Origin of the sequence: Xanthomonas sp. fls2-241-TYG-148, from assembly GCF_030208815.1 — a bacterium.
GTDB lineage: Bacteria > Pseudomonadota > Gammaproteobacteria > Xanthomonadales > Xanthomonadaceae > Xanthomonas > Xanthomonas campestris.
The window spans coordinates 719,916-743,709 of sequence record NZ_JARVTE010000001.1 but is presented as its reverse complement, the minus strand read 5'-3'; the positions used below and the strand labels follow the sequence as shown (position 1 = coordinate 743,709).

General features: G+C 62.8%; 10 protein-coding genes and 2 pseudogenes. 5 read left to right on the top strand and 7 right to left on the bottom strand.

All coding sequences use genetic code 11. The annotated features are described in order from the left end of the window. Positions 1-21: 21 nt before the first annotated feature. Together mutS and QRM60_RS03375 are read right to left on the bottom strand one after the other, a co-directional pair. Positions 22-2,577, bottom strand: coding sequence for a DNA mismatch repair protein MutS (mutS, locus tag QRM60_RS03380; protein WP_343237643.1), 2,556 nt, complete (start codon positions 2,575-2,577; stop codon positions 22-24). A gap of 686 nt (positions 2,578-3,263) precedes the next feature. Then, positions 3,264-5,519 carry a methyl-accepting chemotaxis protein gene (locus tag QRM60_RS03375; RefSeq protein ID WP_285445609.1) on the bottom strand — a complete coding sequence of 752 codons (2,256 nt, stop codon included), beginning with the start codon at positions 5,517-5,519 and terminating at the stop codon, positions 3,264-3,266. Positions 5,520-5,798: 279 nt separating this feature from the next. On the opposite strand from QRM60_RS03375, the gene QRM60_RS03370 reads away from it, so the two are divergent. The 3 genes and pseudogenes from QRM60_RS03370 to QRM60_RS03360 form a co-directional block, all read left to right on the top strand. After that, positions 5,799-6,119 (top strand): hypothetical protein, encoded by a 321-nt coding sequence (locus QRM60_RS03370; protein ID WP_103702246.1) that lies wholly within the window; start codon positions 5,799-5,801, stop codon positions 6,117-6,119. A gap of 943 nt (positions 6,120-7,062) precedes the next feature. After that, entirely contained in the window at positions 7,063-8,988 is a 1,926-nt protein-coding gene (locus QRM60_RS03365; RefSeq protein ID WP_115530037.1) for an alpha-L-fucosidase, read from the top strand. 64 nt (positions 8,989-9,052) lie between these two features. Next, positions 9,053-9,288, top strand: a pseudogene (locus QRM60_RS03360) (hypothetical protein); the annotation flags it as partial. Positions 9,289-11,049: 1,761 nt separating this feature from the next. Here the strand turns inward: QRM60_RS03360 and QRM60_RS03355 are convergent. Then, positions 11,050-12,096: a hypothetical protein gene (locus QRM60_RS03355; RefSeq protein ID WP_153066158.1), complete on the bottom strand. Its 1,047-nt coding sequence runs from the start codon at positions 12,094-12,096 to the stop codon at positions 11,050-11,052. Positions 12,097-12,910: 814 nt separating this feature from the next. On the opposite strand from QRM60_RS03355, the pseudogene QRM60_RS03350 reads away from it, so the two are divergent. Then, positions 12,911-13,563 (top strand): annotated as a pseudogene (locus QRM60_RS03350) (DDE-type integrase/transposase/recombinase); the annotation flags it as partial. Positions 13,564-13,790: 227 nt separating this feature from the next. Here QRM60_RS03350 and galA read toward each other — a convergent pair. From galA to QRM60_RS03330, 4 genes are all read right to left on the bottom strand, one after another. Next, positions 13,791-16,358 carry a beta-galactosidase GalA gene (gene galA / locus QRM60_RS03345; protein WP_285445608.1) on the bottom strand — a complete coding sequence of 856 codons (2,568 nt, stop codon included), beginning with the start codon at positions 16,356-16,358 and terminating at the stop codon, positions 13,791-13,793. Next, the gene (locus tag QRM60_RS03340; RefSeq protein ID WP_285445607.1) at positions 16,355-17,563 is read right to left on the bottom strand and encodes an arabinogalactan endo-1,4-beta-galactosidase; all 1,209 of its coding nucleotides are present in this window, start codon (positions 17,561-17,563) and stop codon (positions 16,355-16,357) included. The genes galA and QRM60_RS03340 overlap by 4 nt, the downstream gene beginning before the upstream one ends. A 164-nt stretch (positions 17,564-17,727) precedes the next feature. Beyond that, positions 17,728-20,412, bottom strand: a complete 2,685-nt coding sequence (locus QRM60_RS03335; RefSeq protein ID WP_285445606.1) for a TonB-dependent receptor — start codon at positions 20,410-20,412, stop codon at positions 17,728-17,730. A 358-nt stretch (positions 20,413-20,770) separates the two neighbouring features. After that, positions 20,771-22,153 carry a short-chain fatty acyl-CoA regulator family protein gene (locus QRM60_RS03330; RefSeq protein ID WP_115555633.1) on the bottom strand — a complete coding sequence of 461 codons (1,383 nt, stop codon included), beginning with the start codon at positions 22,151-22,153 and terminating at the stop codon, positions 20,771-20,773. Between the two features lie 125 nt (positions 22,154-22,278). On the opposite strand from QRM60_RS03330, the gene QRM60_RS03325 reads away from it, so the two are divergent. After that, positions 22,279-23,784: a CoA-acylating methylmalonate-semialdehyde dehydrogenase gene (locus tag QRM60_RS03325; RefSeq protein WP_285445605.1), complete on the top strand. Its 1,506-nt coding sequence runs from the start codon at positions 22,279-22,281 to the stop codon at positions 23,782-23,784. The last annotated feature ends 10 nt before the right edge of the window (positions 23,785-23,794 follow it).

Here is a 23,794-nt window from a genome sequence, read left to right as displayed (position 1 = left end):
CACAGGCCGGATTGCGCTGCTTCAGAGCAGCGCCTTGAGTCGGTACAGCGCTTCCAGTGCCTGCTTGGGCGTGAGTTCGTCCGGATCCAGCGCCTGCAAGGCTTCCTGCGCGGCCGAAGACGGCGCGGTGAACAGGCCGAATTGCTGCGGTGCATCCAGCGCGGCGGGTGCCATCTCGGCGGCGTGGCTGTCGCCGCCGCGTTGCTCCAGTTCGGCCAGCCGGCGGCGTGCCTGCTGCACCGCCGCCTTCGGCAGGCCGGCCAGCGCGGCCACCTGCAGGCCAAAGCTGCGATTGGCCGGGCCGTCCTTGACCGCATGCATGAACACCAGGCGCTCGCCGTGTTCCACCGCATCCAGATGCACGTTGGCGATGCCGCTGCCGCCACCGGCATGCGAGGCATCCGCCAGGGCGGTGAGCTCGAAATAATGCGTGGCGAACAGCGTGTAGCAGCGATTGGTGTGGGCCAGATGACGCGCCACCGCATCGGCCAAGGCCAGGCCATCGTAGGTGGAGGTGCCGCGGCCGATCTCGTCCATCAGCACTAGCGAGTGCGGCGTGGCGTGATGCAGGATGTAGCTGGTTTCGGCCATTTCCACCATGAAGGTGGACTGCCCGCGCGCCAAGTCGTCGCCGGCGCCGATGCGGGTGAGGATGCGGTCGATCGGCCCGATCACCGCGCGGCTGGCCGGCACATAGCTGCCGATATGCGCCAGCAATACGATCAACGCGTTCTGCCGCATATAGGTCGATTTACCGCCCATGTTCGGGCCGGTGATGACCAGCATGCGGCGGTCCGGGTGCAGGTCCAGATCGTTGGGCTCGAAGGGCTGGTCGCGCACCGCTTCCACCACCGGGTGGCGGCCGCGTTCGATGCGCAGACACGGCGCGCTTTCCAGCTCGGGTTGCGACCAGTCCAGTGCCTGCGCGCGTTCGGCAAAGGCGGCCAGTACATCCAGTTCGCTCAGTGCGCCGGCGCAGCGCTTGAGCCCTTCGAGCGTGCCGCCCAACGCATCGAGCAGGCCTTCGTACAGCAGCTTTTCGCGCGATAGCGAACGCTCGCGCGCCGACAGCACCTTGTCTTCGAAACTCTTGAGTTCTTCGGTGATGTAGCGCTCGGCATTGGTCAGCGTCTGCCGGCGGCTGTAGTGCAACGGCGCCTTGTCGGCCTGGCCCTTGCTGATCTCGATGTAGTAGCCGTGTACGCGGTTGTAGCCCACCTTGAGCGTGCCGATGCCGCTGCTCTCGCGCTCGCGCTGTTCCAGATCGATCAGGAACTGGTCGGCGTTGGTGGACAGCCGGCGTAGCTCGTCCAGCTCGGCGTCGTAGCCGGTGGCGATGACGCCGCCATCGCTGAGCTTGAGCGGCGGTTGTTCGGCCACCGCGCTGGCAAGCAGATGCGCGGTGGCATCGTGTTCGCCGAGTTCGGCAAACAGGGTCTGCAGCCGCGGCGAATCCAGTGGCGCCAGCAACGCACGCACCTGCGGCAACAGCGCCAGGCCATCACGCAAGGTGGAGAAATCACGCGGACGTGCCGAGCGCAGTGCCACGCGGGTGAGGATGCGTTCCAGATCGCCAAGCGCGCGGAACGCGTCACGGATGTCGGCATCGGTGCCGTGGTCGATCAGGGTGCCCACCGCATGGTGGCGTTGCACCAGCACCTCACGCAGCCGCAGCGGGCGATGCAGCCAGCGCCGCAGCAAGCGCCCGCCCATCGGCGTGACCGTGCTGTCCAACACGCCGAGCAGCGTGTTGCGCGTGTCGCCGTCCACGCGCGTGTCCAGTTCCAGATGGCGGCGCGTGGCGGCGTTCATCGAGATCGCCTCGCTGGCCACTTCCATCGCGATCGAGGTCAGGTGCGGCAGGCGCTGTTTCTGGGTTTCTTCGACATAGCCGAGCAATGCACCGGCCGCGGCGGTGGCGCAGGGTTTGTCGTCGATGCCGAAGCCGGACAGATCGTGCAATTTGAAAAACGCCAGCAGCTGGCGACGGCCGCTGTCGGCATCGAACAACCACGGCGGCCGGCGCCGCACGCCGATGCGCCCACGCAGGAATTCGGGCCAGTTGTCTTCGTCGGGCACCAGCAGTTCGGCAGGCTCCAGCCGCGCGAGTTCGGCTTCCAGCGCGTCCTCGCCGTCCACTTCATTGACCAGGAAGCGGCCACCGGCCAGATCCGCCCACGCCAGGCCGTAGCCCTGCTTGCTGCGCGAGATGGCCATCAGCAAGGTGTCGCGGCGCTCGTCCAGCAGCGCCTCGTCGGTCACCGTGCCTGGCGTGACGATGCGCACCACCTTGCGCTCGACCAGCCCCTTGGCCAGCGCCGGGTCGCCGATCTGTTCGCAGATGGCCACCGATTCGCCAAGCGCTACCAGCCGCGCCAGGTAGCCTTCGTAGGCATGCACCGGCACGCCGGCCATCGGGATCGGCGCGCCGCCGGAGCTGCCGCGCTGGGTCAGGGTGATGTCCAGCAACCGCGCGGCCTTGCGCGCGTCGTCGTAGAACAACTCGTAGAAATCGCCCATGCGGAAGAACAGCAGCAGGTCGGGGTAGTCCGACTTGGCGGCGAAGAATTGCTTCATCAGCGGGGTGTGCTCGACGGCTCCGCTGGCGGCCTTGGATTTGTCTTTTGAATCAGTGCTTTGCAAGAAACGTCCTTCCAGGGTATGCGGTCGATCAGCCGGCGTCACAGCCACGGGGATGTGGTGCTGTGGACCTTGCGACGCGTTGGCGCGGCGGCGCGATGTGCTCCTGTTAAGAGCTTCCATCGAACGCGGGCGGCGTTGGGGGTGCAAGTTTAAGCCGAGCCGGTCCGAAATCCGCGCCACGGTCGCTGCGCTGTGGCCTGAATCGGTGAGGGTGGCTGGCGCGCAGGGCACGCTGCGCGGTTAGCGGCGGGTGCCTCAGGGTGCGGCAGCGAATGCGCTAGCGGGGCCGGGGGCGTGCGGATGGGCGTGATGGCGCCGAGACTGCGTGCGGGATGGCAACGGGCAGTGGTCTGCGGCAGGTGATCCGCGATCGTGCGGCAGGGCGGGCATGCTGCCGTCAGCGCGTAGAGACTGCGTGCGGCACGGCCGCGCGCAGCGCTCGCACGCCGGCAGTTGCGGTGTGGCGAGGCGGTGACGCTTTTGAGCGATGTCTGTGGACGATGCGCTGTCGACGCACCTCCCGTTGCAGTGGCTCAGATCACCCGGGCGCATCAACGCCAATGCGTAAAACCTGATCGTGTCAACGAAAAAGCCGGCTGCTCTCGCAACCGGCCTTCGCTTTAGAACTCCTGCCAATCGGCGCCGTTGGACGGTGCTGCCGCGAGCGTTGCGGTGCGTTTGATCGGCGGTTTGGCGGGCGTTGGCCGGCTGGCGGCGTGGTGTGCCACCGGCTTGAGACGCGCGACATTGGTCGCTGGTGTGCGCGCCGCAATCGCCGGTGCGGCCTCGATCTTGAACACGGCTACTGCCTGGGTGAGCTGGCCGGCCTGTTCTTCCATCGAGCGCGCCGCGGCGGTGGCTTCTTCCACCAGTGCCGCGTTCTGCTGGGTGGCTTCGTCCATCTGGGTCACGGTGAGATTGACCTGCTCGATGCCGGCAGACTGCTCCTGCGAGGCGGCGGAGATCTCGCCCATGATGTCGGTGACGCGCTGCACGCTGGAGACGATGTCGGCCATGGTGGTGCCTGCGGTGTGCACCAGCGTGGAACCTTCGGCAACGCGATGCACCGAGTCGTCGATCAGGCTCTTGATCTCCTTCGCTGCAGCGGTGGAGCGTTGTGCCAGGGTGCGCACTTCCGAGGCAACCACTGCGAATCCGCGGCCTTGTTCACCTGCGCGCGCGGCTTCCACTGCGGCGTTCAAGGCCAGGATATTGGTCTGGAAGGAGATGCCGTCGATGACGCTGATGATGTCGGCGATCTTCTTCGACGAGGCTTCGATGCCCGCCATGGTGCCAACCACCTTGCTGACGATTTCGCCGCCCTGCGAGGCCACGCTGGCCGCACCGATCGCCAGCTGATTGGCCTGACGCGCGTGCTCGGCATTCTGGCGCACGGTGGAGGTGAGTTCTTCCATCGACGCGGCGGTTTCTTCGAGATTGGCCGCCTGCTGCTCGGTGCGCTGCGACAGGTCCTGATTGCCCGCGGCGATTTCGCTGGCTGCCGTATTGATCGACACCGCAGAGTTCTGGATGCGGCCAACGATCTCGGCAAGCTGCGATGCAGTGGTATTGGCGTCGTCACGCATCTGCGCGAACACGCCCTTGAATTCGCCGGTCATACGCGCGGTGAGATCGCCATCGGCAATGGATTGCAGCAGTGCAGACAGCGACTGCAGGTTGCCATCGGCGGTGGCCATCAGCTGGTTCAGGCTGTCGACCATGACGCGGAAGTCGTACTGGAAACGCTCGGCATCGCCACGCGCGGTGAAGTCGCCGTTGGCCGCCGATTGCGCAAGCTGCTTGATTTCCAGGTTCATCGCCGACAGGTTCGCCTTGACCTCGTCCATGGTCTGCGTGAGCACTGCCTTCTCGCCGGGCAGCCGCTCCATGCTTTCGCTCAAGTCGCCAATTGCGTAGCGGCCCATGATGCGCGCCAGGGAATTCTGTACGGCCAGATGTGCGGCCACCAACGTGTTGGTGTCCTGCGCCATGCGGCCGTAGTCGCCGGGGAAACTGCCGGCATCGATACGGAAGCTGATCTGGCCGGCGTCGTGATGCTTGGCCATGTCGGCCTGTGCGCGCAGCAGCGCCTGCACCTGGCTTTGCATGCCGCTCATCGCGCGCAGCAGCCGGCCGGTTTCATCCTGTGCGGTGGTATCGACATTGTTGTCCAGCTGGCCGCGCGCGATCGCTTCGGCAGCGGTGGTCGCGCGGTTGAGCGGCTGGGTCAGGCTGCGCGTGATCAGCCAGGCGAGCAGGCTGCTGATCACCACCACCGCGGCGCCGCCAACGAGCAACAATAACTTGCCGCGGGTCATGGACGCGACCGCTTCCGTGTACGCCTGCTGGCTCTGATCTTCCTGGCGCGTCACCAGCTCGCGGATCTTTTCCTGCCAGGCCAAGGTGGCGGGGCGTGCCTTTTCGCTGAGCAGCGCCTGTGCAGCGGCGTTATCGTTCTTGGCAGACAACGCCATCACCTCGTCGTTGACGGCTCCCGAGACCGCGCGCTTCTCATCCATCACTGCACGGATCTTGCGGCCTTCTTCAGAACTGGGAAGCGTATCGAGCTTGGCGCGCAGATCGCTGTAGCGCTGCCGCTGGGTCTTGATGGTGGCCAGCGCCTCATCGTTGAGGGCGTCGCTGGTGGCCATGGCATAGGTGCCGAGCGCAATCAGGATGGACGAGTTCGCATCGAGCATGCCGTTGCCGAGCTGGATCTTGGCCATGCGGTCCAGCACGATGAAATCCAGCTGCTGGCGCGCGCTGGCCATGCTGCTCAGGCCGGTGGCGACGAGCAGGCCGGAGAGCAGGATCAGGATGCCGAATGCGGCGCCGAGCCGGTGGCCGACGTTGTAGCGTTGAAGAAAAGCGTTCATGCAGCAATCCTGCGTTGCAGAGGAGGAGGTGCAGGGCCTTCATGTGAAGCATGTGTGATCGCCCTGGTACGCTGATAGCGACGCTGGAACAGCAAACTTGATTGGACGATTGGATTAGCGGTTTACCCTGGATTTGTATTTCACAGATGTAAGGAATACACCGACTGGCGGCAGCTGCGGCGCGTGCCCCAGGATGCTGAGGCTGTCGTATTGAGCCGCCCATATCGCTACACGCCGGCCTCGCGATGAACGCGTTACCGTGCGCGTTCTTTCAGAATCATGGCCGCCGCCGAGATGGACAAGCAGAACGAAGAATGGATGCGCGCCGTGACCGAAGCGCTCAGCGACTTGCAGGCCGCACGGGTGGCGCAAGCCACCTTGCTGGAAGCGATGCTGGTTTCGCACCCGGATCCTGTGCAGCTACGCAAGGTGTGGGACGAGCTGTCCTCGATGCGCATCGCCTTCGTGGCGCAAAGCAAGGCTGCTGCCGATGTGCCGCGCCCAATGGATGCCTACACGCTGGAGCAGTTCCAGGCATGGGAGGACAAGATGCGCCGCTATTTTCCGCGTGATCTGGATGCGTCTGCGCCGGATGTTTAGCATTGGTGCGACTTGCAAGCGTGATCGCGGCAGAAGAGCGAGCTGCAAGCAGACAGATTCGTTGATTGCGCCATTCGCCATTGCGCGCCGTGGCCTGGGCAAAAGTGGTGCTGCTGGTGCGCAGTTGACTGACGCGAACAAGCGCCTCATGTGCGCACCGCTGATTGGCACAGCTATGTCACATCGCGCCCAACATCTGGATTACGGCCGGCAGGCGGGGGGGGGGCGCCGCGTTCGTCAACACTGGCTTGCCGCCGCGATAGATGCACGCGTACCCCGCTCCAGATGCGGACATATGGCCGTGTTGATCGTCGTCTCGCTGGCCCCTCATTGCGATTGAGGTACTGGTACGGCAGCCGCTGTTGTGAGTCTCGTCGACCTATCCCCGGAAAGCCGGCGGCGTTGAGGCAGGGCCTGTCATCGATAGCGCAGCCGGACGGATTATCAGTTTGAAGAGCGTAAACCGCGGGTGCCAGCCGCTCGGCATCAAACAGCCGCGGCACCCGACGTCGCACGCCGATGTGCTCGCGCAGGAATTGCGGCCTTTGTCTTCTCGGGCACCCATGCGGACTCCAGCAAGTCATTGCCAGCCAAAATGAGAAGCTTCGGCTGCTGTTAATGACGGCGCTTGGTGTTCGTTAGTCAGTCAAGGTTGTCGCGTGGAATCTATTGGTTGTGGTCGGTGAGTCATTGTTTGTCCTATTCGCGGAGCTTGCTTTACGCGCGACGGATACATGGACACTCCAGTACCACCACGACAGCGCGGGTGGGGCAGTTAGCAGTCAAGCCACGAACGCTCGCGGCTTGCTTCATGCCCTTCAACGCCCGCCGTGCTGGGTCAGCCCGCGTGCATTGGCGTGCACAGCCGTCTATCGCTGCGCAGTGGCGACGCTTCGCCATTGAAAAAGCTAAGATCGAAACTTGTGCAAAGTCGGAAGCGCCAATGATCGATCGTCGTACCTTTCTTGCCACGGGTGTGGTCGCCGCCGCCAGTTTTGGTGTTTCCGCTGCTGGCATCGCGCAAACGCCGGTCGCCAACGGGCCTGCACCGTGGGGGGCGCTGCCCAGCAAGCGACAGCTGCGCTGGCATCGGTGGGAGCAATACGCCTTCGTGCATTTTGCGATGAACACCTTCACCGACAAGGAATGGGGCTACGGCGACGAGGATCCGCGCAAATTCGATCCCAGCGATTTTTCACCCGATCAAATCGTCGCTGCCGCCAAGGCCGGCAATCTGAAAGGGCTCATTTTCACGGCCAAGCATCACGATGGGTTCTGTCTCTGGCCGACGCGCTTGACCGAACATTGCATCCGCAACTCGCCTTACAAGGACGGCAAGGGGGACATTGTTGGCGAGATGGCAGCGGCGTGTCGGCGCGCTGGTCTGGCGTTCGGCATCTACCTCTCGCCCTGGGATCGCAACCACGCCGAGTATGGGCGCCCTGGCTATCTCGACTATTTCCGCAAGCAGATCGTCGAGCTCTGCACGCGCTACGGCGACCTGTTCGAGTTCTGGTTCGACGGCGCCAATGGCGGCGACGGTTACTACGGTGGCGCGCGCGAATCGCGCAAGATCGATGCGCCCGCGTACTACAACTGGCCACGCATGATCGAGTTGGTGCATCAGCATCAGCCAATGGCGTGTACCTTCGACCCGCTCGGCGCCGATATCCGCTGGGGTGGGAACGAGGACGGTATCGCCGGCGATCCGTCCTGGCCGACCATGCCCAATGCTCCGTACACCCAGGAAAACGGCAATTCCGGCGTGCGCGGCGGGGCGCTGTGGTGGCCGGCCGAAACCAACACGTCGATCCGCCCGGGCTGGTTCTACCACGCTGATGAAGACGGCAAGGTGCGGAGCCCGGAGAACCTGGTGCGCTATTTCGACACCTCCGTCGCGCGCGGCACCAACATGAATCTCAATCTGCCGCCCGACCGACGCGGCCGCATCCCTGACCACGACGCGGCGGTGCTGAAGAGTTTCGGCGATGCAATCCGCGCCAGCTTTGCGATCGATCTGGCCAAGGGCGCAAAGGCCAGTGCCAGCGCATCGCGCGGCCCTGGGTTCGAGCCGGCGCGCGTCCTCGACCGCCAGCCGGACACCTACTGGTCCTCGCCAGACACTGTCACCACGCCGACGCTGACGTTGGAACTGTCGGCGGTGCACAGCATCGACCTGATCCGGCTGCGCGAATATTTGCCGCTGGGTGTGCGCGTGACCCGCTTCGCGGTCGAAGCCGAGATCGATGGGCAGTGGCGTCGGCTGGCCGAAGCGCATTGCATCGGTGCACAGCGCATCGTGCGGCTGGATCGCCCGGTGGCCGCACGTCGCGTGCGCCTGGTGGTGCTTGAGGCGCCGGTGTGCCCGGCGATCAGCGAATTCGCGCTATTCCGTGCCGTTGCGCCAGTGCCGGTGGCGCGACCAGCGGCGAACGCGCCAGATGTGCTGTCCACCGCCGGCTGGCGAGTCGTCGATGCGAGCGCGCCAGGGGCAGGAAAATTGCTCGACGACGATGCCAGCACGGTCTGGATCACGCCCGCGCCGACGCCGGGCCATCCCGTGCAAGCCACCATCGATCTCGGTGCGTTGCATCAGGTTGCCGGCTTCAGCCTCACGCCCTCGCGCACGGTGATGACCGGCGCGGCGCCGCCGAAAGGTTATCGTGCTGAAACCAGCGAAGATGGGCAGCGCTGGCAGCCGGCCGGTAGCGGCGAGCTCTCCAATATCGCCTATGCGCTCTCGACCCAGCGTCTGAATTTCCCCGAGGTGCGCCAGATTCGCTATCTGCGGCTGTCGTTCGCGGAACCGGCGGTGCCTGCCGACCGGTTGGCAATCGCGGGGATCGGTGCGTTTTCGCGCTTGCGATGAGTGCTTGTGCTTCCGCGCGGCCATCTGCCGCGCGGAGGCACATCGTTGCGGTGCGGCAGTTTCGCGCTTGGTACACGCCATACTGCTAAAAGCGATGCCGGTCTCGCATCTGGATCCGTTCATGCGGAAAAGGGGTGCGATGCGCTGTTGTCCCAGCGCTTTGCGTACGTTGCTTACAAGAAAAAACTGACCAGCGACCCGCGTCCTCTGGATGCCTTTACGTTGGGACAGTTCCAGGCGTGGATTGCAGAATGCGGCGCTATTGCGAGCGATCTGGATATGTTTGCGCCGGACACGTAAGACTGGTGGCCTGAGATGCGTCGAGTATCGAGCTGCGGTCTAGGTGACTGCGCCGGCTTCGTGCGCCAGCGGCAGCGCGTCCACACCAGGGCGCCCACGGTTGCTCAGCCACTTGGCAAGGCATTGCGTCCGGAGCGATGAGGTGTACCGTGGACCGGTGTGGGACGTATAGGAAACACAGCGCATCGCGACACTCTATATAAGCAGCGTCAGCACTGGTCGTGTCTCCAAGCTGCCGGGTTTACAGGGCCTGCGCACCGCTTACATGGCACGTGAGCGCGCTGTGCTGAATGCCGGCACGGTCCTGCGTGAGAACTACAACGAGATCATGCGTGTAATTGGGGCGCGTTGTGGAGATTGCGCTGTGTCCGGACCACGTCGTACCGGCAGTGGCGCACTCGCCTATGGCGAAGGCGAACGGAGTGCTTTGCTGGATCGCTCATCGGCGGACAACTGCGTTGACTGGCACGCGACTGAAAGCCGAGTTACTTGGGCTTGCGTACCTGCACCTATCCACCAGTGCGACGGCCTAAGCAGGCAACTACTAGCACCGCCTTGCAACACATTTGTGAGCCGGTGGTGCATCGTTGCCCGAGATTGAATGACACAGCTGTTTGCAGTGTATGGACTGTCTAAATCTTGAGGCCGCGGTGAGCCTCTTAAAGAGAAACTCTGTCTGCGACGCGGCTATTCTGGATCGCGCGCCAAGAACCTCCAGCGTCCTCTTGCGATAGAATTCGCCAGGGCCTTGAGGGGTACAAGCATTATCGCTTGCTGCGACGTGGCTGCACGCGGGTTTCTAAGTGGTAGCCGCGCCTGCGAACTACGCAAGCGCGGATTTACCGCAACAGGGCCCAAAAATAACAAGTCTTAGCCCGGTCAACGTTTGTTATCAATACATGTCAAGCTGGCGGCTTTTCGCCAGGCTTCGGATGGCCAGGCAACCATTGCCAGTCGCATTTAAGGCGCTGAAACTCCGGCAGATATCCAGTGACGGTGTCTCCGTGGTTATTGTAGATGCATTGTTTCTGATTGCCTCCGCGAGTCCCTATGTACTGCGTAAACTGCCAGTGGGCCGGGCAAGCTTGATCAGCCCGCACTCGTACTTCATTCGGTGTGCCACCTGTAAGCTTTATCGTCCCCACACGCTCTTGAAGGTGCTCCACACCTCTGACCTGGATGCCGTGAGAGGACGTGCATGTAAAGGTTTCGCTTCTTTCGTGGCACGTACTCCAAGCCATTCCGCCGGAGCCGCCTAACGAGAAAACTCCCCAGGTCTGCGGGATCGGCGGCTCAAAGCTAGCTCCGACGCTGAATGATTGTTCGCGGCATTGGCTCGTCCCAACTGTGGCCTCGATTGTGCCGCAAATTTCGCCAGTATTGCACGACGCCCAACTACTAGGGTTCAGGTAGAAAGCCTTCTGATCATGGCCCACCCAGCCCGTGAAATTATTTGAAACATGTGTAGCGGATGCAGTACTGGCGTAAGCAAGCACAAGTAACGAGGTCGTGGCCAAAAATAAACTCTTACGATGTTTTGACATGGGAGTGCCCTGGGTGGGTTATGTTAGGTACGGATGAGGGTTTATATCTCTTAAATTTCAAAGTGAAATAAAATCAGTCTAGAAAGTAAAGTCGGCTGATGCAGAGGCAGCCCTGACGCCTCAAATAATTTAACTGGTGCTGCTTGGTTTATTTTTTAGTTTTAATCGGTGGCCTAAAGCGACATGGTTGAGACGTGTCGTTTGACGGTCGCGGTCGTTACTGGGAACCAGTGCTAGTGGTGCTGGCGGATCTACCGCTAACTAGCTCACTAAAATGTTTCCGTTGGGCGGGATCGGTGGAGGCGCGCGTCATGGTGTTGGAAAGTGTCGATCGGAGTGCCGGTGTTAGCTCGACATCACCGCTATTAATCGCATCAAGGGTCAACCTGAGCAATAGCGGGTTGCTGCCGTCCTTTTGAAGGTATCCTGCAGCCGCATCGGCTGCACGTTCTGGAGTTGACAACTGATAGAGCTTTTGTGCGGCTACCGCCCGTACTGCTTTATCTCCCGTGCCAGACGCAAGTGAATCCATCTGGGCCGTGGCTGCCTTTCTTAATTGCCCGCCTTCAACAGTGTCGTCTTTTTCGAGAGTGCTGACCAAATTCAAGGCGGCGATCGCTGTGCCTTTATCTACACTTGTGTCGTTCAACCTTGCCACGGCATCGGAAATGATCTCGTGAGACGCTTGTCCACGAAAACCGTAATAAGTTTCATACATATCCTGATAAAGGGATGTGTCCTTGCTTGACCACACCCGCTTTGCTTCATCCAGCATCATCTGCCTGCCCACTGGACTGCCGGCAAGCATGTCACGCACCAAATTGCGGTGCATCGGCTGATTGCCGGGGATATTCGCATAGAAACTCGCAACCCGTTTCTGGGTCTCCGGGCTTGCCTCGATTGCGCTTGTTAGTTGAGCGGTAAAGGCGTCGATCTCAGTTTGAGGCATTGGCGGCTGGGCGTAGAATCTGTCAAAGAATTCGTTCAAGTGCGCCACGACGTTTTCCGCGCTGAAAGGCACTTTATAAGGCTGGTCCGCCACGAAATTGCCAGAGCGCAAGCTATTCCCTAGCCGGTATGAATTCAGGGCCGGTATGGACCCGCCTGCGACAGTTTGACTCGTTGCAAGGTGCGTTTCTTCCGTTGATTTCTGCGCTGGCGTAGCGCCGGACATACTGTAGAAATAGATCGCAGTGCCGACGAGTGCGGCTCCAATTAGTGCGGCGGACGAATAGTTATACCTGCTTTCGCTTAATACATTCATGGTGGAGATCACTTCGGACAGAAATTATAAGAAGGCATGGTTTGAGCGCGATAATTACATTCAATCTGCACTCGATTGCGTCGACCTTTTTTCTCTACCAGTGCTGTGGTCATTACGTTACTGAAGCCTGATCCTGATGTTTAGGTAAAGCAGGTTTTCGGTCAGTCGTGGGGTTAAGTGAGGCGAACATAAACGAAGGCCTAACTAGTTATTTGTCAGCGCATGCCACATTCCGCAACAAATAGCGTTGATTCTTCCATTAAGTCACTATGTAATTTACCGTTCTATATTTGTTTTTATTTTGATAAGTCGCGGTATTGGTTGCTTGTCTCAAGTAATTACCATGATCTGAGCTATTTTTTTCTTCGGAAAGACGAAAGCTTGATGCTACGGCCGAAATTTCGCGGCTTAGGGTGCGCATATCTATACGCTTATTGCAATCTTTCTTTGGGAGGATGGCATAGCTTTAGACGCGCGGGTCCAGGTCTCTGCTGAGCTAAGATCCACTTCGCCTTGGCGTTGGTTGGCAAGAAAAAAAGTCAGCGCGCGATAACCTGGCAGCTGCAATCCACGTAACGCACCGTGGTCCGATAGGTGCATGTCGTGATCCCGATGGCAATTCGCCCCTGTAATTCGCGGGCCTGGGTGCTGATTCATTTCCAAGGTCTCGGTTTTTACTTTATCTATCGCACTACTGCGTCCACAGCCATGGCCGAGAGTTTGTGTAATTTCTGACTGTGACCTGCTCCCTGCAACTTGGCTCAGCCAGAATTGGAAAATTCGGCGACACTCAGGCCCAAGGAAGCCCGTCGCCATGAGGAAGCCGAAGTTCACCGAGAAGCAGATCGCATTCGCCCTCAAGCAAGCCGAGACCCGCACAACGGTCGAGGACATCTGCCGCAAGATGGGCATCAGCCAGGCCACGGTCTATGCGTGGCACAAGACGTTCGGTGGGCTCGGCGTTGCCAAGTGGGCCCAAACCTGTGGCGCAAGCATCCGCGCAGGCGCAAGGCCGTAGCACATCGCATGGAGCGCACGGTACTGAGCGGCCCCAATCAGGTTTGGAGCATGGACTCTATCGCCGACGCCTTGTTCGACGGGCGCCGCTTCCGGGCGCTGACCATCGTGGACAACTTCACCAAGGAAAGTCTGGCCATCGAAGTGAATCGGAACCTCAAGGGCGAAGACGTGGTGGCAGTGATGGAACGCTTACGTCATCAACGTGACCTGCCGCGACGCATCCACACCGACAATGGCAGCGAGTTCATCTCGATGCTGATGGATCGCTGGGCCTACGACAACGGCGTGACCATGGATTATTCCCGGCCAGGCAAACCGACAGACAAACCGTTCATCGAGTCGCTCGATGGCAGTTTCCGGGATGAGTGACTCAACACGCATTGGTTCCTGTCGCTCGACGACACCCGTGAGAAGATCGAAAACTGGAGGGTCGATTACAATCATTATCAGGCGCAAGCGTGGCAAGGCTTTAACAAGCGGGATCTCCTGGATCGGAGTCGCGCGGCGCTAGCGGGGTTGAAGAGCCTGAAAGCCGTCGCGTTGCGGCCATAACTATTTTTCGCAATCCCCCAATCATGCTCCGGGCAATGGGAAGCACGGCATCAGGGCGATGCGGGAGCGGCATCACGGCTTCACAGGCCGATGAGATGCATGTGGCTTCGGAACGTGTCCACTCACTTCACCCACGGTGTGGACGCGACTTTTTTACCGCTCAGTCGTAGCGTGTCCGATCTCAAACCAACTCCGCTGGCCTGAATCACAATGTCGCCGTACGTGCGCGTGCTTTGCAGCAACGCCATACACAAGCCGTTAAATGCCTTGCGCTGCGGCGCCTTGTCGTCTTCGTGACTGCTGGGGTCGCCGTTGCCTACGCCGATCAGATGCGCAGGTCCATGCAGGGCGAAGTGCACCAGGTGGTCGGCATTCGGTACAAGCCTGCCTTGTGCATCGACGATCTCCGCTTTCATCACCGCCACATCTTCGGCGTCGGCGCGCAGTACGGTGCGATCGCAGCTCAAGCGGATCGCTGCCGGTTTGCCGGCCGTTTCGCGGCGTTCGGTGAGCACCAGTTTGCCGCCGCGGTAGCCGCGTGCTTCGATTGCGCCCGGTGCGTAAGCCACGCGCCATTCGACATGGCCGTACGCCGGGACCTGCTGCAGGCCCTGGCTGACGCCGTTGACCAGTAGCTCGACCGCTTCGAGATTGCTGTGGCACCAGACGTCGACGTGTCCGTTGTCGTCCGGTTGCAGCAGGCCGTCCCAGTTCCAGTGCGGGAACAGATGCAGCACTGGCTCGGTGGTCCATTGCGCGCGGTAGTACCAATAGTTGTCCTTGGGAAAGCCGCAGCTGTCGAGCACGCCGAATTGCGAGGCGACGTTGGGCCAGCGGTTGTAGGGCGTCGGTTCGCCGCGGTAATCGAAGCCGGTCCAGATGAAGCCGCCGGCAATGTACGGGCGCTGCGCCACATAGCTCCACCAGGCTTCTGCGGTGCTCGCCCACCAGGGGTGGTCCAGGTCATAGGCGCGGGTGTAGCCGCGGGTGTCGTCGCGCAGATAGTTGCCGCGCACCGAGACGGTGCTGCCGGTTTCGCTGCCGTAGATCGGAATGTCGGGATATTGCGCGTGGAAGCCATCCATCTGGCTGGTGCGGTAGTTGAAGCCAACCACATCCACCACCTGGCCCACGCCGTCGCCAAAGCCCTTGTCCATGGCGAACGTAGTAGGGCGGGTGGGGTCGAGCTGGCGCACGCGTTGCTGCATGCGCGTGACAATGCGTGCGCCGCGTTCGTTGACCTGTTGCGGCTCTTCGTTGCCGAGCGACCACAGGATCACGCTGGGGTGGTTGCGCCCGCGCCGTACCATCGTCTCCAGTTCGGCCATTGCCTCCGGGTCGGTGGACATGCGCCGGGTTTCTTCGATCACGAACATGCCCAGGCGGTCGCACAGTGCGAGCAGTTCGGGGGTGGCCGGATTGTGCGAGCTGCGATATGCGTTGCAGCCCATCGACTTGAGCTGGCGCAGGCGCCATGCGTGCAAGGCATCGGGAATGGCCGTGCCAACGCCGGCATGGTCCTGGTGATTATTGGTGCCGTGCAATTTCAACGGCTCGCCATTCAATAGAAAGCCACGTTGCGCATCGAAGGCGATGCTGCGCACGCCGAACGGCGTGGCAAGCGCATCGACCGCAACCCCTGCGCTGTGCACGCTGGTGGTGAGGGTGTAGAGCTGCGGGGTGTCGATCGACCACAGCACGGCCTGGCCGAGCGGCACGGTCTGTTCGACGACCTGTACCTGACCGGGCGCAACCGTGACCGCTGCGCTAGCCGCTTGCGCCACCATTCTTCCATCCGGTGCGGTGATGCGGGCCTGCACCATGCATTGGCGTGACGCGGTGCCGTCGTTGCGCACTTCGGTGGAAAGCTGCGCGGTGGCGTTGTTGCCCTGCAGGCTGCTACGCACAAACACGCCATGCTGCGGCATGTGTAGCGGGTCGGTCTTCTGCAGCCACAGATGCCGGTAGATGCCGGCGCCTTCGTAGAACCAGCCTTCGCCGAGCGTGGCGTCCACGCGCACCGCGATGAGATTGGGCTTGCCGTAGTCGAGCACTTCGCTCAGGTCGACCTCGAAGCCGCAATAGCCGCTGGCATTGCGACCGACGATGTGGCCGTTGCAAAACACCACGCAATCGCGGAACACGCCGTCGAACACCAGGCTGATGCGCTTGCCCAGATCGCTTGCCGGAATCTGCAGCGTGCGCCGATACCAACCCACGCTGTTTTCCGGAAAGCTCGTGCCCAGCGCCTTGTAGCCGTGCGCGGCCGCCGGGTCTTCTTCGGTCATCGAGGCGGAGATCGGCTCCGGGCGGAAGGGCAGGGTCACGGCCCAGTCGTGCGGCAGGTCCACCTGTTGCCAGCTGCTGTCGTCGAAGGCCAGTTGCGCGGCGGTGGCGGTGTCCTTGCCGGCCTTGGCGAAGGTGCGCTGGAAGGTGCCGAACTCGAAGTCGCGCGATGGGTCGCTGGCATGGCCGAGATGAAAGCGCCAACCGAAGTCGAACAGCAGCCGTTCGCGTGGTGCCAGGCTTGCATCGCCGAGCGGGGCGAGCGGCGTGGCATCTTTCGCCACGGCTGGCGCTGCATCCGCACTGCCGGGCAATAACGCACCGGCTGCACCGACCGGGAGTGCGGCACGCACGCCACTTGCCAACATGCCGCGCAGCAACTCGCGGCGATTGATGCCGGTCATGGCTGCGCCCTCTTGTTGTCGGCAGCGTCGCCTCGCGTGTCGACATTAGGCTTGCCTGCTTCGGGCTGATGCGATGCAGGCGCGCCGGTATACGGATGGCGCATGAAGTCGATCGCCGGCAGTATTTCGTTGTTGTGCTGGAAATCGAAGAAGCTGGCGTTCTCCCAAGAAGAACCGGTGCCCCAGCGCGTCTTGCAGCTGCTGCTGGTCCATGCCGGCTCCCAATACACCACGCCGGCGCCGCCGGTATCGATCACCAGTTGGGTGAGATCCACCATGTAGCGCCCCTGGCCTTGCGGCGTGGCGGGGTAACCGGCAATCAGCGAGTCTTCGCCGAGCAGGTTGTGCGAGGTGTCGCCGGATGCCAGCGTCCACGGGTAGGCGGTTTCCACTACCACCACGTCGGCATCAAAGCGGCCGCGCAGGCGCTTGATGGTCTTGCCCAGCTCGGCCATCGACTGGGTGGACCACTTGCGGTAGTAGCTGATGCCGATCAAATCGAAGTCGGTCACGCCGGCCTTGGTCGCGGCGGCGAACCACGGCTCTACATTTTCCGGCTGGGCGATATGCAGCATCACGCGTGGTTTGATGGCCGAGCGTGCGCTGATGTCGCGTACCGCCTTGATTCCGGCATTGAACAGCTTGGCGTTGCGTTGCCAGTCGATCGGGCGCTTCTTGTCCCATGGGATGCTGTCCATCAGATCGGAATTGCTTTCGTTGCCCACCTGCACCAGCTCGGGCATCAGCCCGGCGCGATCGAGTGCGCTCAGCGTGTCGTAGGTAAACCCGTAGAGCGTGCGCGCCAGCTCGTCGGTGTCGGTGATGCTGGCCCAGGCCTTGGGAATCAGCTGTTTTTCGCCATCGGCCCAGTCATCGGAGTAGTGCAGGTCCAGCAGTACCTGCATGCCCTGCGCGCGCGCGCGGCGGATGGTCTTTTTGACGTCGGACAGGTCGCTGTATTTGGTCCAGCGTGCGTCATTCCACAGCCGCACACGCACCAGGTTGGCGCCGTGTGTATGGAAGAGTTCGAACGGGTCTTTCACCACGCCGTTCTCGCGGTACTGCACGCCGCATTCCTCCATCTCGTTGACGTAGGACAGGTCCGCGCCCAGATACAGCGTTTTCGGGGCGGGTGCGGCGTAAGCGGCGGTGGACAGTGCCAGCGCGAGCAGCGTCGGCGCCCGGAGGCGGTGAGTGGAGCGCATGCAATTCCTCGGCAGATCGAAAACGTGAAGCGGCCGACAGCATGCCGCAGGTCATCGCGCTTGGGCGCGGCCGGTCACGCGAAGTGGAATGCACGTGCGTACATCCCACCTTCGGTTGCGGCTGCGCGCCCTGTGCGACTGCGCAGCCAGGCTGTCGGTGGTGCTCAGAACTTGTAGGTGGCTTCCAGCGCGTAGCGGCGGCCGAACACCTGGTAGCCGCCGTCGTCCTGGTTGGCCAGACGGTTGGGCTTGTTGTCGGTGTAAGCGCGCAGCGGTTCGTTGGTGAGGTTGCCGGCCTGGAAGCGGAAGCCCAGCTGCTTGCTGTACTGCCAGTTCAAGCTTAAGTCCACCGTGCCTTCGCTCTGCAGACGCGCAAGCCGCGCCGCATTCCAGCCGTACACCACCGTGTAGGGGCTGTGGTACTTGTAACCCACGCGCGCTTCGAAGGTGCCGTTGCTGTACCACAGGTCGAAGGTGCCGGTCTTGCGCGCCAGGCCGCTCAGCGGCAACGGGTTGTCTGCCGGCGAGAATTCCTTGAGGTTGGAATCGACCAGCGAGAAGTTGGAGTAGACACCGAAATTTTCCATGTGCGGGATGAAGTAGAACGGCGTCTGCAAGGTGAGCTCCACGCCGTTGATATGCCCGCCGCCGCCATTGAACGGTGCGCTGACCAGGTAGTCGAGGCCGTTGATCACTTCGCGGTCGGTGCGGTAGCCGATGCTGGAGTCCACTTCCTTGCGATACACCGCCAGCGCGGCCAGCGCTTCCTTGTGGAAGTACCACTCGTACGACACATCGACCTGGGTGGCCTTGAACGGGTCCAGCTGTGGGTTGCCGCCGCTGCCGGTGAGCTGGCCCACGGTCACGGTGGGGTCGTCCAGGCGGCGGCCAGTGCGCAATTCGTCCAGCGGCGGGCGTGCGATGACCTTGGCTACGGCAAAGCGCAGGATGCGCTGGTCGTCGATCAGGAAGTTGAGCGTGGCGCTGGGCAGGACGTCGGTGTATTCCTTGCTGTCGCTGCTGGCCTGCACGGTGGTGCCGACCGAATCGAAGCCGTCGCTGGTGGTCTTGGTGTTGACCAGGCGCACGCCGATGTTGCCGGTGACATCGGTGCCGAACAGCTGTGAGCTGAAGACTGCCTTGGCGAAGGCTTCGCGCACGTCTTCCTTGACGTTCCAGTGGTCGAGCAGTTGTTCCTCGAGCGTGGCCGGATCAAACCCACCGAAGCCGACATCGGCAATTGCAGCCATGTTGCCGCCGGTCAGCGTGGGCACGTTCAAGTCCGGCATGGTCACCGGGTAGATCAGGTCCTGGTAGGCCGAGATCGGCTGGTCGTAGCCGGACTGATTGCTGATGAAGCGGCGGTTCTGTTTTTCGCGGCGCGCGGCGCGCACGCCGAATTCCACCGAGGTGAACGCGGCCATGTCGATCTGGCGGCCGGCGTTGAGCGCCAGCGCGGCGATCTTGTCGCGCAATGCCTGCGGCTCGGTCTGGCCGGCGATGCCGTATTCGGGCGTGTCCGAGCTGGTGCGGATGGTGGGCGTGACGCTGCGACGGAAATCGAACGACAACGTGTCTGGGTTGCTGCCGAAGCGCACCGCCTGCCAGGTGTTGTCGCGCTTGGCCTGCGAGAACGACAGGTCGCTGGCCAATGTCCACACATCGCCGTTCCACTTGGCGTTCAAGCCGCCTGCGGTGAGTGTCTTGACCTCGTTGTAGTGGCTGACCACATGGTCGACCTGCAGGTTCGAGTTGGCCAGCGTGCCGGCCACCACGTCGCCATCGACGATGGTGTAGGACGAGCCGGGTGTGGTGTACGGGTTGGCGCCGGTCGAGAACGTGCTGAAGGCCAGCCCGTTGAACCAGTTCTGCAGCTGGTCCTCGTCGATTTCGATACGCGAATACAGCCCGTCGAACTTCATCTCGAAGTTGCCCGAGCGCCACTGCACCGTGCCCATCGCGCCGGTGCGGGTCTGTTCGGTCAGCTTGAGCTGGTCGGCGGCGCCGAACGGGGTCGGGTCCACGGTGCCATCGCCATCCACATCGCGTGAGGTGGTGGCGTCGGTATAGCCCCAGCTGCCGATCGACGAGTTGGAGTTCTTCTGCTTCTGGTAGGTGGCGCCAAACGCCACGGCCAGGTTGTCGTTGAATTTGTGCACCAGGCTAGCGCCGAAGCGGTTACCCCACGGGCTGTAGCCGTCCACGTCCTTGGCATGGTCGTAGAACACCGGGCCGGCGGTGCCGACAAAGCCCGCGCCGGTATAGTCCAGCGGGCTGATCGTGGAGATGTCCACGGTGGCTGCCAGACCGCCGGCCACCAGGTCCGCCGACTGCGTCTTGTATACCTTGACCGTGGAGACGATTTCGGTGGGGAACACTTCCCAGCGCACGGCACGATTGGGTTCGGACGAGGCGATTTCGCGCCCGTTGACGGTGCCCATGGTCATGCGCGGGCCCAGGCCACGCACGGTAGCCAGGCTCTCGTTGCCGCGGTCGCGGGTGCCGTTGACGCCGGGCAGGCGCACCAGCGCCTCGGCGACGGTGACATTGGGCATCTGGCCCATGTTGTCGGCGGAGATCACTTCCATCACATGGTCGGACATCTGCTTGGCTTGCACGGCCTGATTGAGGCTGGCGCGCTGTCCAATCACGTTGATGTTGTCCAGCGTGACCGGCGCCTGGGCGGTGGTCGTGCCAGTGGCCGGCGGCTGCGCGGGCGGCGTGCTGTCCTGGGCCTGGACACTGAAGGCGGTGGCGAGCACGCAGGCGATGGTGGTGCACAGCACTGCACGGGCAGGCAGTGGACGAGCGTGCCGGCTGACCGGGCGGGCGGAGTGGTGAACAGGCATCTTTTGATCCCTCCCAGGACAAAATGACCGAATCGGAATGAGGCCGGCCACGGTGTGGCCGGGTGGCGCGAAACGCGCGGCTAGCGTGTTTCTACGCGGAATGACGGTGTTGCGAATGCGCTAGTGGTGCACCTGCGGTATGCGTGCCGCGTCATCGCATGACCCGATGGCGCGCCCCCTGTACTGCATGTGTCCGCTTCAGGGTAGAAGCGCATGACATTCCATTCCAATGAAGCATTTTGCGGGAGCTATCTCGCGTTGGAATGCTGCAGTGCAGCGCTAGCGCCCGCTTGCGTCACGCTGGCGTAGTGAGGCGCATCGCATCCGTATGAGGTGGTGGCTCCGCACGCGTCGGCAACTAACGCATGCCCGGCAGCCGTGGCAGCGCCGGGAATGCGCGCTGCACGCAGTCGCTGCGTTCGCAGGTCAGGCAGCCCGGGCCGATCGGTACTGCATCGTCCACTGCGCCCAGATCCCAGCCACGTGCGTAGACCAGTTGATCGGCATGGCGCAGGTCGCAGCCCATCGCCAGCGCGAAGGTCTTGCGCGGCCGCCCATAGCCGGGCGGCCCGCTGGTCACCTGCCGGGCCAGCCAGAAATAGCGACGGCCATCGGGCATACGCGCGATCTGGGTGAGGATGCGGTCGGGCTGGTTGAAGGCTTCGTAGACGATCCACAACGGGCAGGCGCCGCCCACGTGCGAAAAATGGAAGTCGGTGGCGGAGTGGCGCTTGGACACATTGCCGGCACGGTCCACGCGCATGAAAAAGATCGGCAGCCCTGCCGCACCGCGCCGCTGCAAGGTGCTCAGGCGATGACACACCGCCTCGAAGCCGACGCCGAAGCGGTCGGCCAGCCACTCGATGTCGTAGCGCGATGCCTGCGCGCTGTGCAGGAACGGCGTGTACGGCATCACCAGCGCGCCGGCGAAATAGTTCGACAAGCCGATCCGCGACAACGCAATGCGTTCGGCATCCTCAAAGCCGGCATCGGCGATGCGCGCATCGAGTAGCGGCCCACATTCCAGCAAGGCCAATTGCGCCGCCATCTGGAACGCTTGCTGGCCAGGGCGCAGATGGGCGGGCAGCCACAGCACGCGCGCCTGCGCATCCACGCTGCGTTTGTCGCTCTGCAGGTCGGGTGCTTCCTGCACAAGCAGTCCGTGGCGGTCGGCTAGGCGCTGGCGCAGACGCAGCGGCAGGTTTTCCGGGGTCAGCCCCAGTTCGGTGTAGAGCGCCTCGGCGCGTTCGTCGAGCTCAGGTAGATAGTTGTGCGCGCGGTTGAAGTAGTCGCGCACCTGCTCGCCCGGCGACAGCGACGGCAACGCGGCGTGTTCGGCGCCCACTTGCACTTCCAGCGCGGCAGTGCGCTCTTGCAGATGCGTATGCGCGCGCTGCAGGTCCAGCAGCGCCTGTGCCACCTGCGGCAGGTTGCCGGTGAGCATGCGCAGTTCCGCCGCCGAGAGGCCATGCCCGAGCGCGCGTAACGCCTCATCCAGCGGCTCGACCAGTGCCGCCGGGTCGTCCGCGCTCAGCAGGCCGTCCAGGTCGCCCAGTGCGGTTTTGAGGCGCTGCTGGATCGCCAGCGTCAGCGGGCGTTGGTTGCGTTCGATCTGGTTGAGATAGCTCGGCGACAGGCCGAGCCGGCGTGCCAGTTCGGCCTGGGTCAGTCCGTGCCGCTGGCGCAGGCGCTGCAGACGCAGGCCGAGCTGATGGCGGAGGAGGGCGCTGGACTGGGGCATTCGCAAGCTTCGCAAAAGACTGCCCGCAGCTTAGCGCGATTAAGCAGTTCAAGACTGGGAAGGCGCTGGCTGGATGCGAACAATGCGAAGCAGCTGATCAGCCCACTTTGTAAGCGAGCCCTGCAATGAGCGAATCCGTCCCACGCGTTTCCCTGTTGATCGATGGCGCCCTGGTCGCCTCTGCCACCACGCACTGGCAGGACGTGGTCAACCCGGCCGACCAGAGCGTGCTGGCCCAGGTGCCTTTTGCCACGCCGGCCGAGGTGGACGCGGCCGTAGCCGCCGCGCAGCAGGCCTTCGTGGGTTGGCGCAAGACGCCGATCGGAACCCGCGCGCGCATCTTTCTCAAATATCAGCAGCTGATCCGCGAACACATGCCCGAGCTGGCCGCCATCCTCAGCGCCGAGCAGGGCAAGACCCTGGCCGATGCCGAAGGCGATGTGTTCCGCGGCCTGGAAGTGGTGGAACACGCCGCGGCGATCGGCAACCTGCAGCTGGGCGAGCTGGCCAACAACGTCGCCAATGGCGTGGACACCTACACCTTGCTGCAGCCGCTGGGTGTGTGCGCCGGCATCACCCCGTTCAACTTCCCGGCCATGATTCCGCTGTGGATGTTTCCGATGGCCATCGCCACCGGCAATACCTTCGTGCTCAAGCCCTCCGAGCAAGACCCGATGGTGACCATGCGCCTGGTTGAGCTTGCGCTGGAAGCAGGCATCCCCAAGGGCGTGCTCAACGTGGTGCATGGCGGCGAAGAGGTGGTCAACGCGCTGTGCGACCACCCCGATATCAAGGCGCTCTCGTTCGTGGGCTCCACCAAGGTGGGCACGCATGTGTACCGGCGTGCCTCGCTGGCCGGCAAGCGCGTGCAATGCATGATGGGCGCCAAGAATCACGCGGTGGTGCTGCCGGACGCCAATCAGGAGCAGACCCTCAATGCGATGGTCGGCGCGGCCTTCGGTGCGGCCGGCCAGCGCTGCATGGCCGCCTCCACGCTGGTGCTGGTGGGCGAGGCACGGCAGTGGATTCCGGCGCTGGTGGCCAAGGCCAAGGGCTTGAAACTGGGCGCCGGCAGCACGCCGGGGACCGATGTGGGGCCGTTGATTTCCTGCGCGGCGCGCGAGCGTGTCGAAGGCCTGATCGCCTCGGGCGTGGAGCAAGGCGCCACCCTGGAACTGGATGGCCGCATGCCGCAAGTGCCTGGTCTTGAGCACGGCAATTTTGTCGGCCCCACCATTTTCTCCGGCGTCACTCCGGGCATGCGCATCTATGAGGAAGAAATCTTCGGGCCGGTGCTGGTGATCCTGGAAGCGGCCACGCTGGAAGAGGCCATCGCACTGGTCAATGCCAATCCCAATGGCAACGGCACCGCGCTGTTTACGCAGTCCGGTGCGGCCGCGCGGCGCTTCCAGGAAGACATCGACGTGGGCCAGGTCGGCATCAACGTGCCAATCCCGGTGCCGGTGCCGCTGTTCTCCTTCACCGGCTCGCGCGCTTCCAAGCTCGGCGACCTGGGGCCGTACGGCAAACAGGTGGTGATGTTCTACACGCAGACCAAGACCATCACCGCGCGCTGGTTCGACGACGAGACGCTGGGGCATGGCGTCAACACCACCATTTCCCTCAAATAAGCGTAGCCCA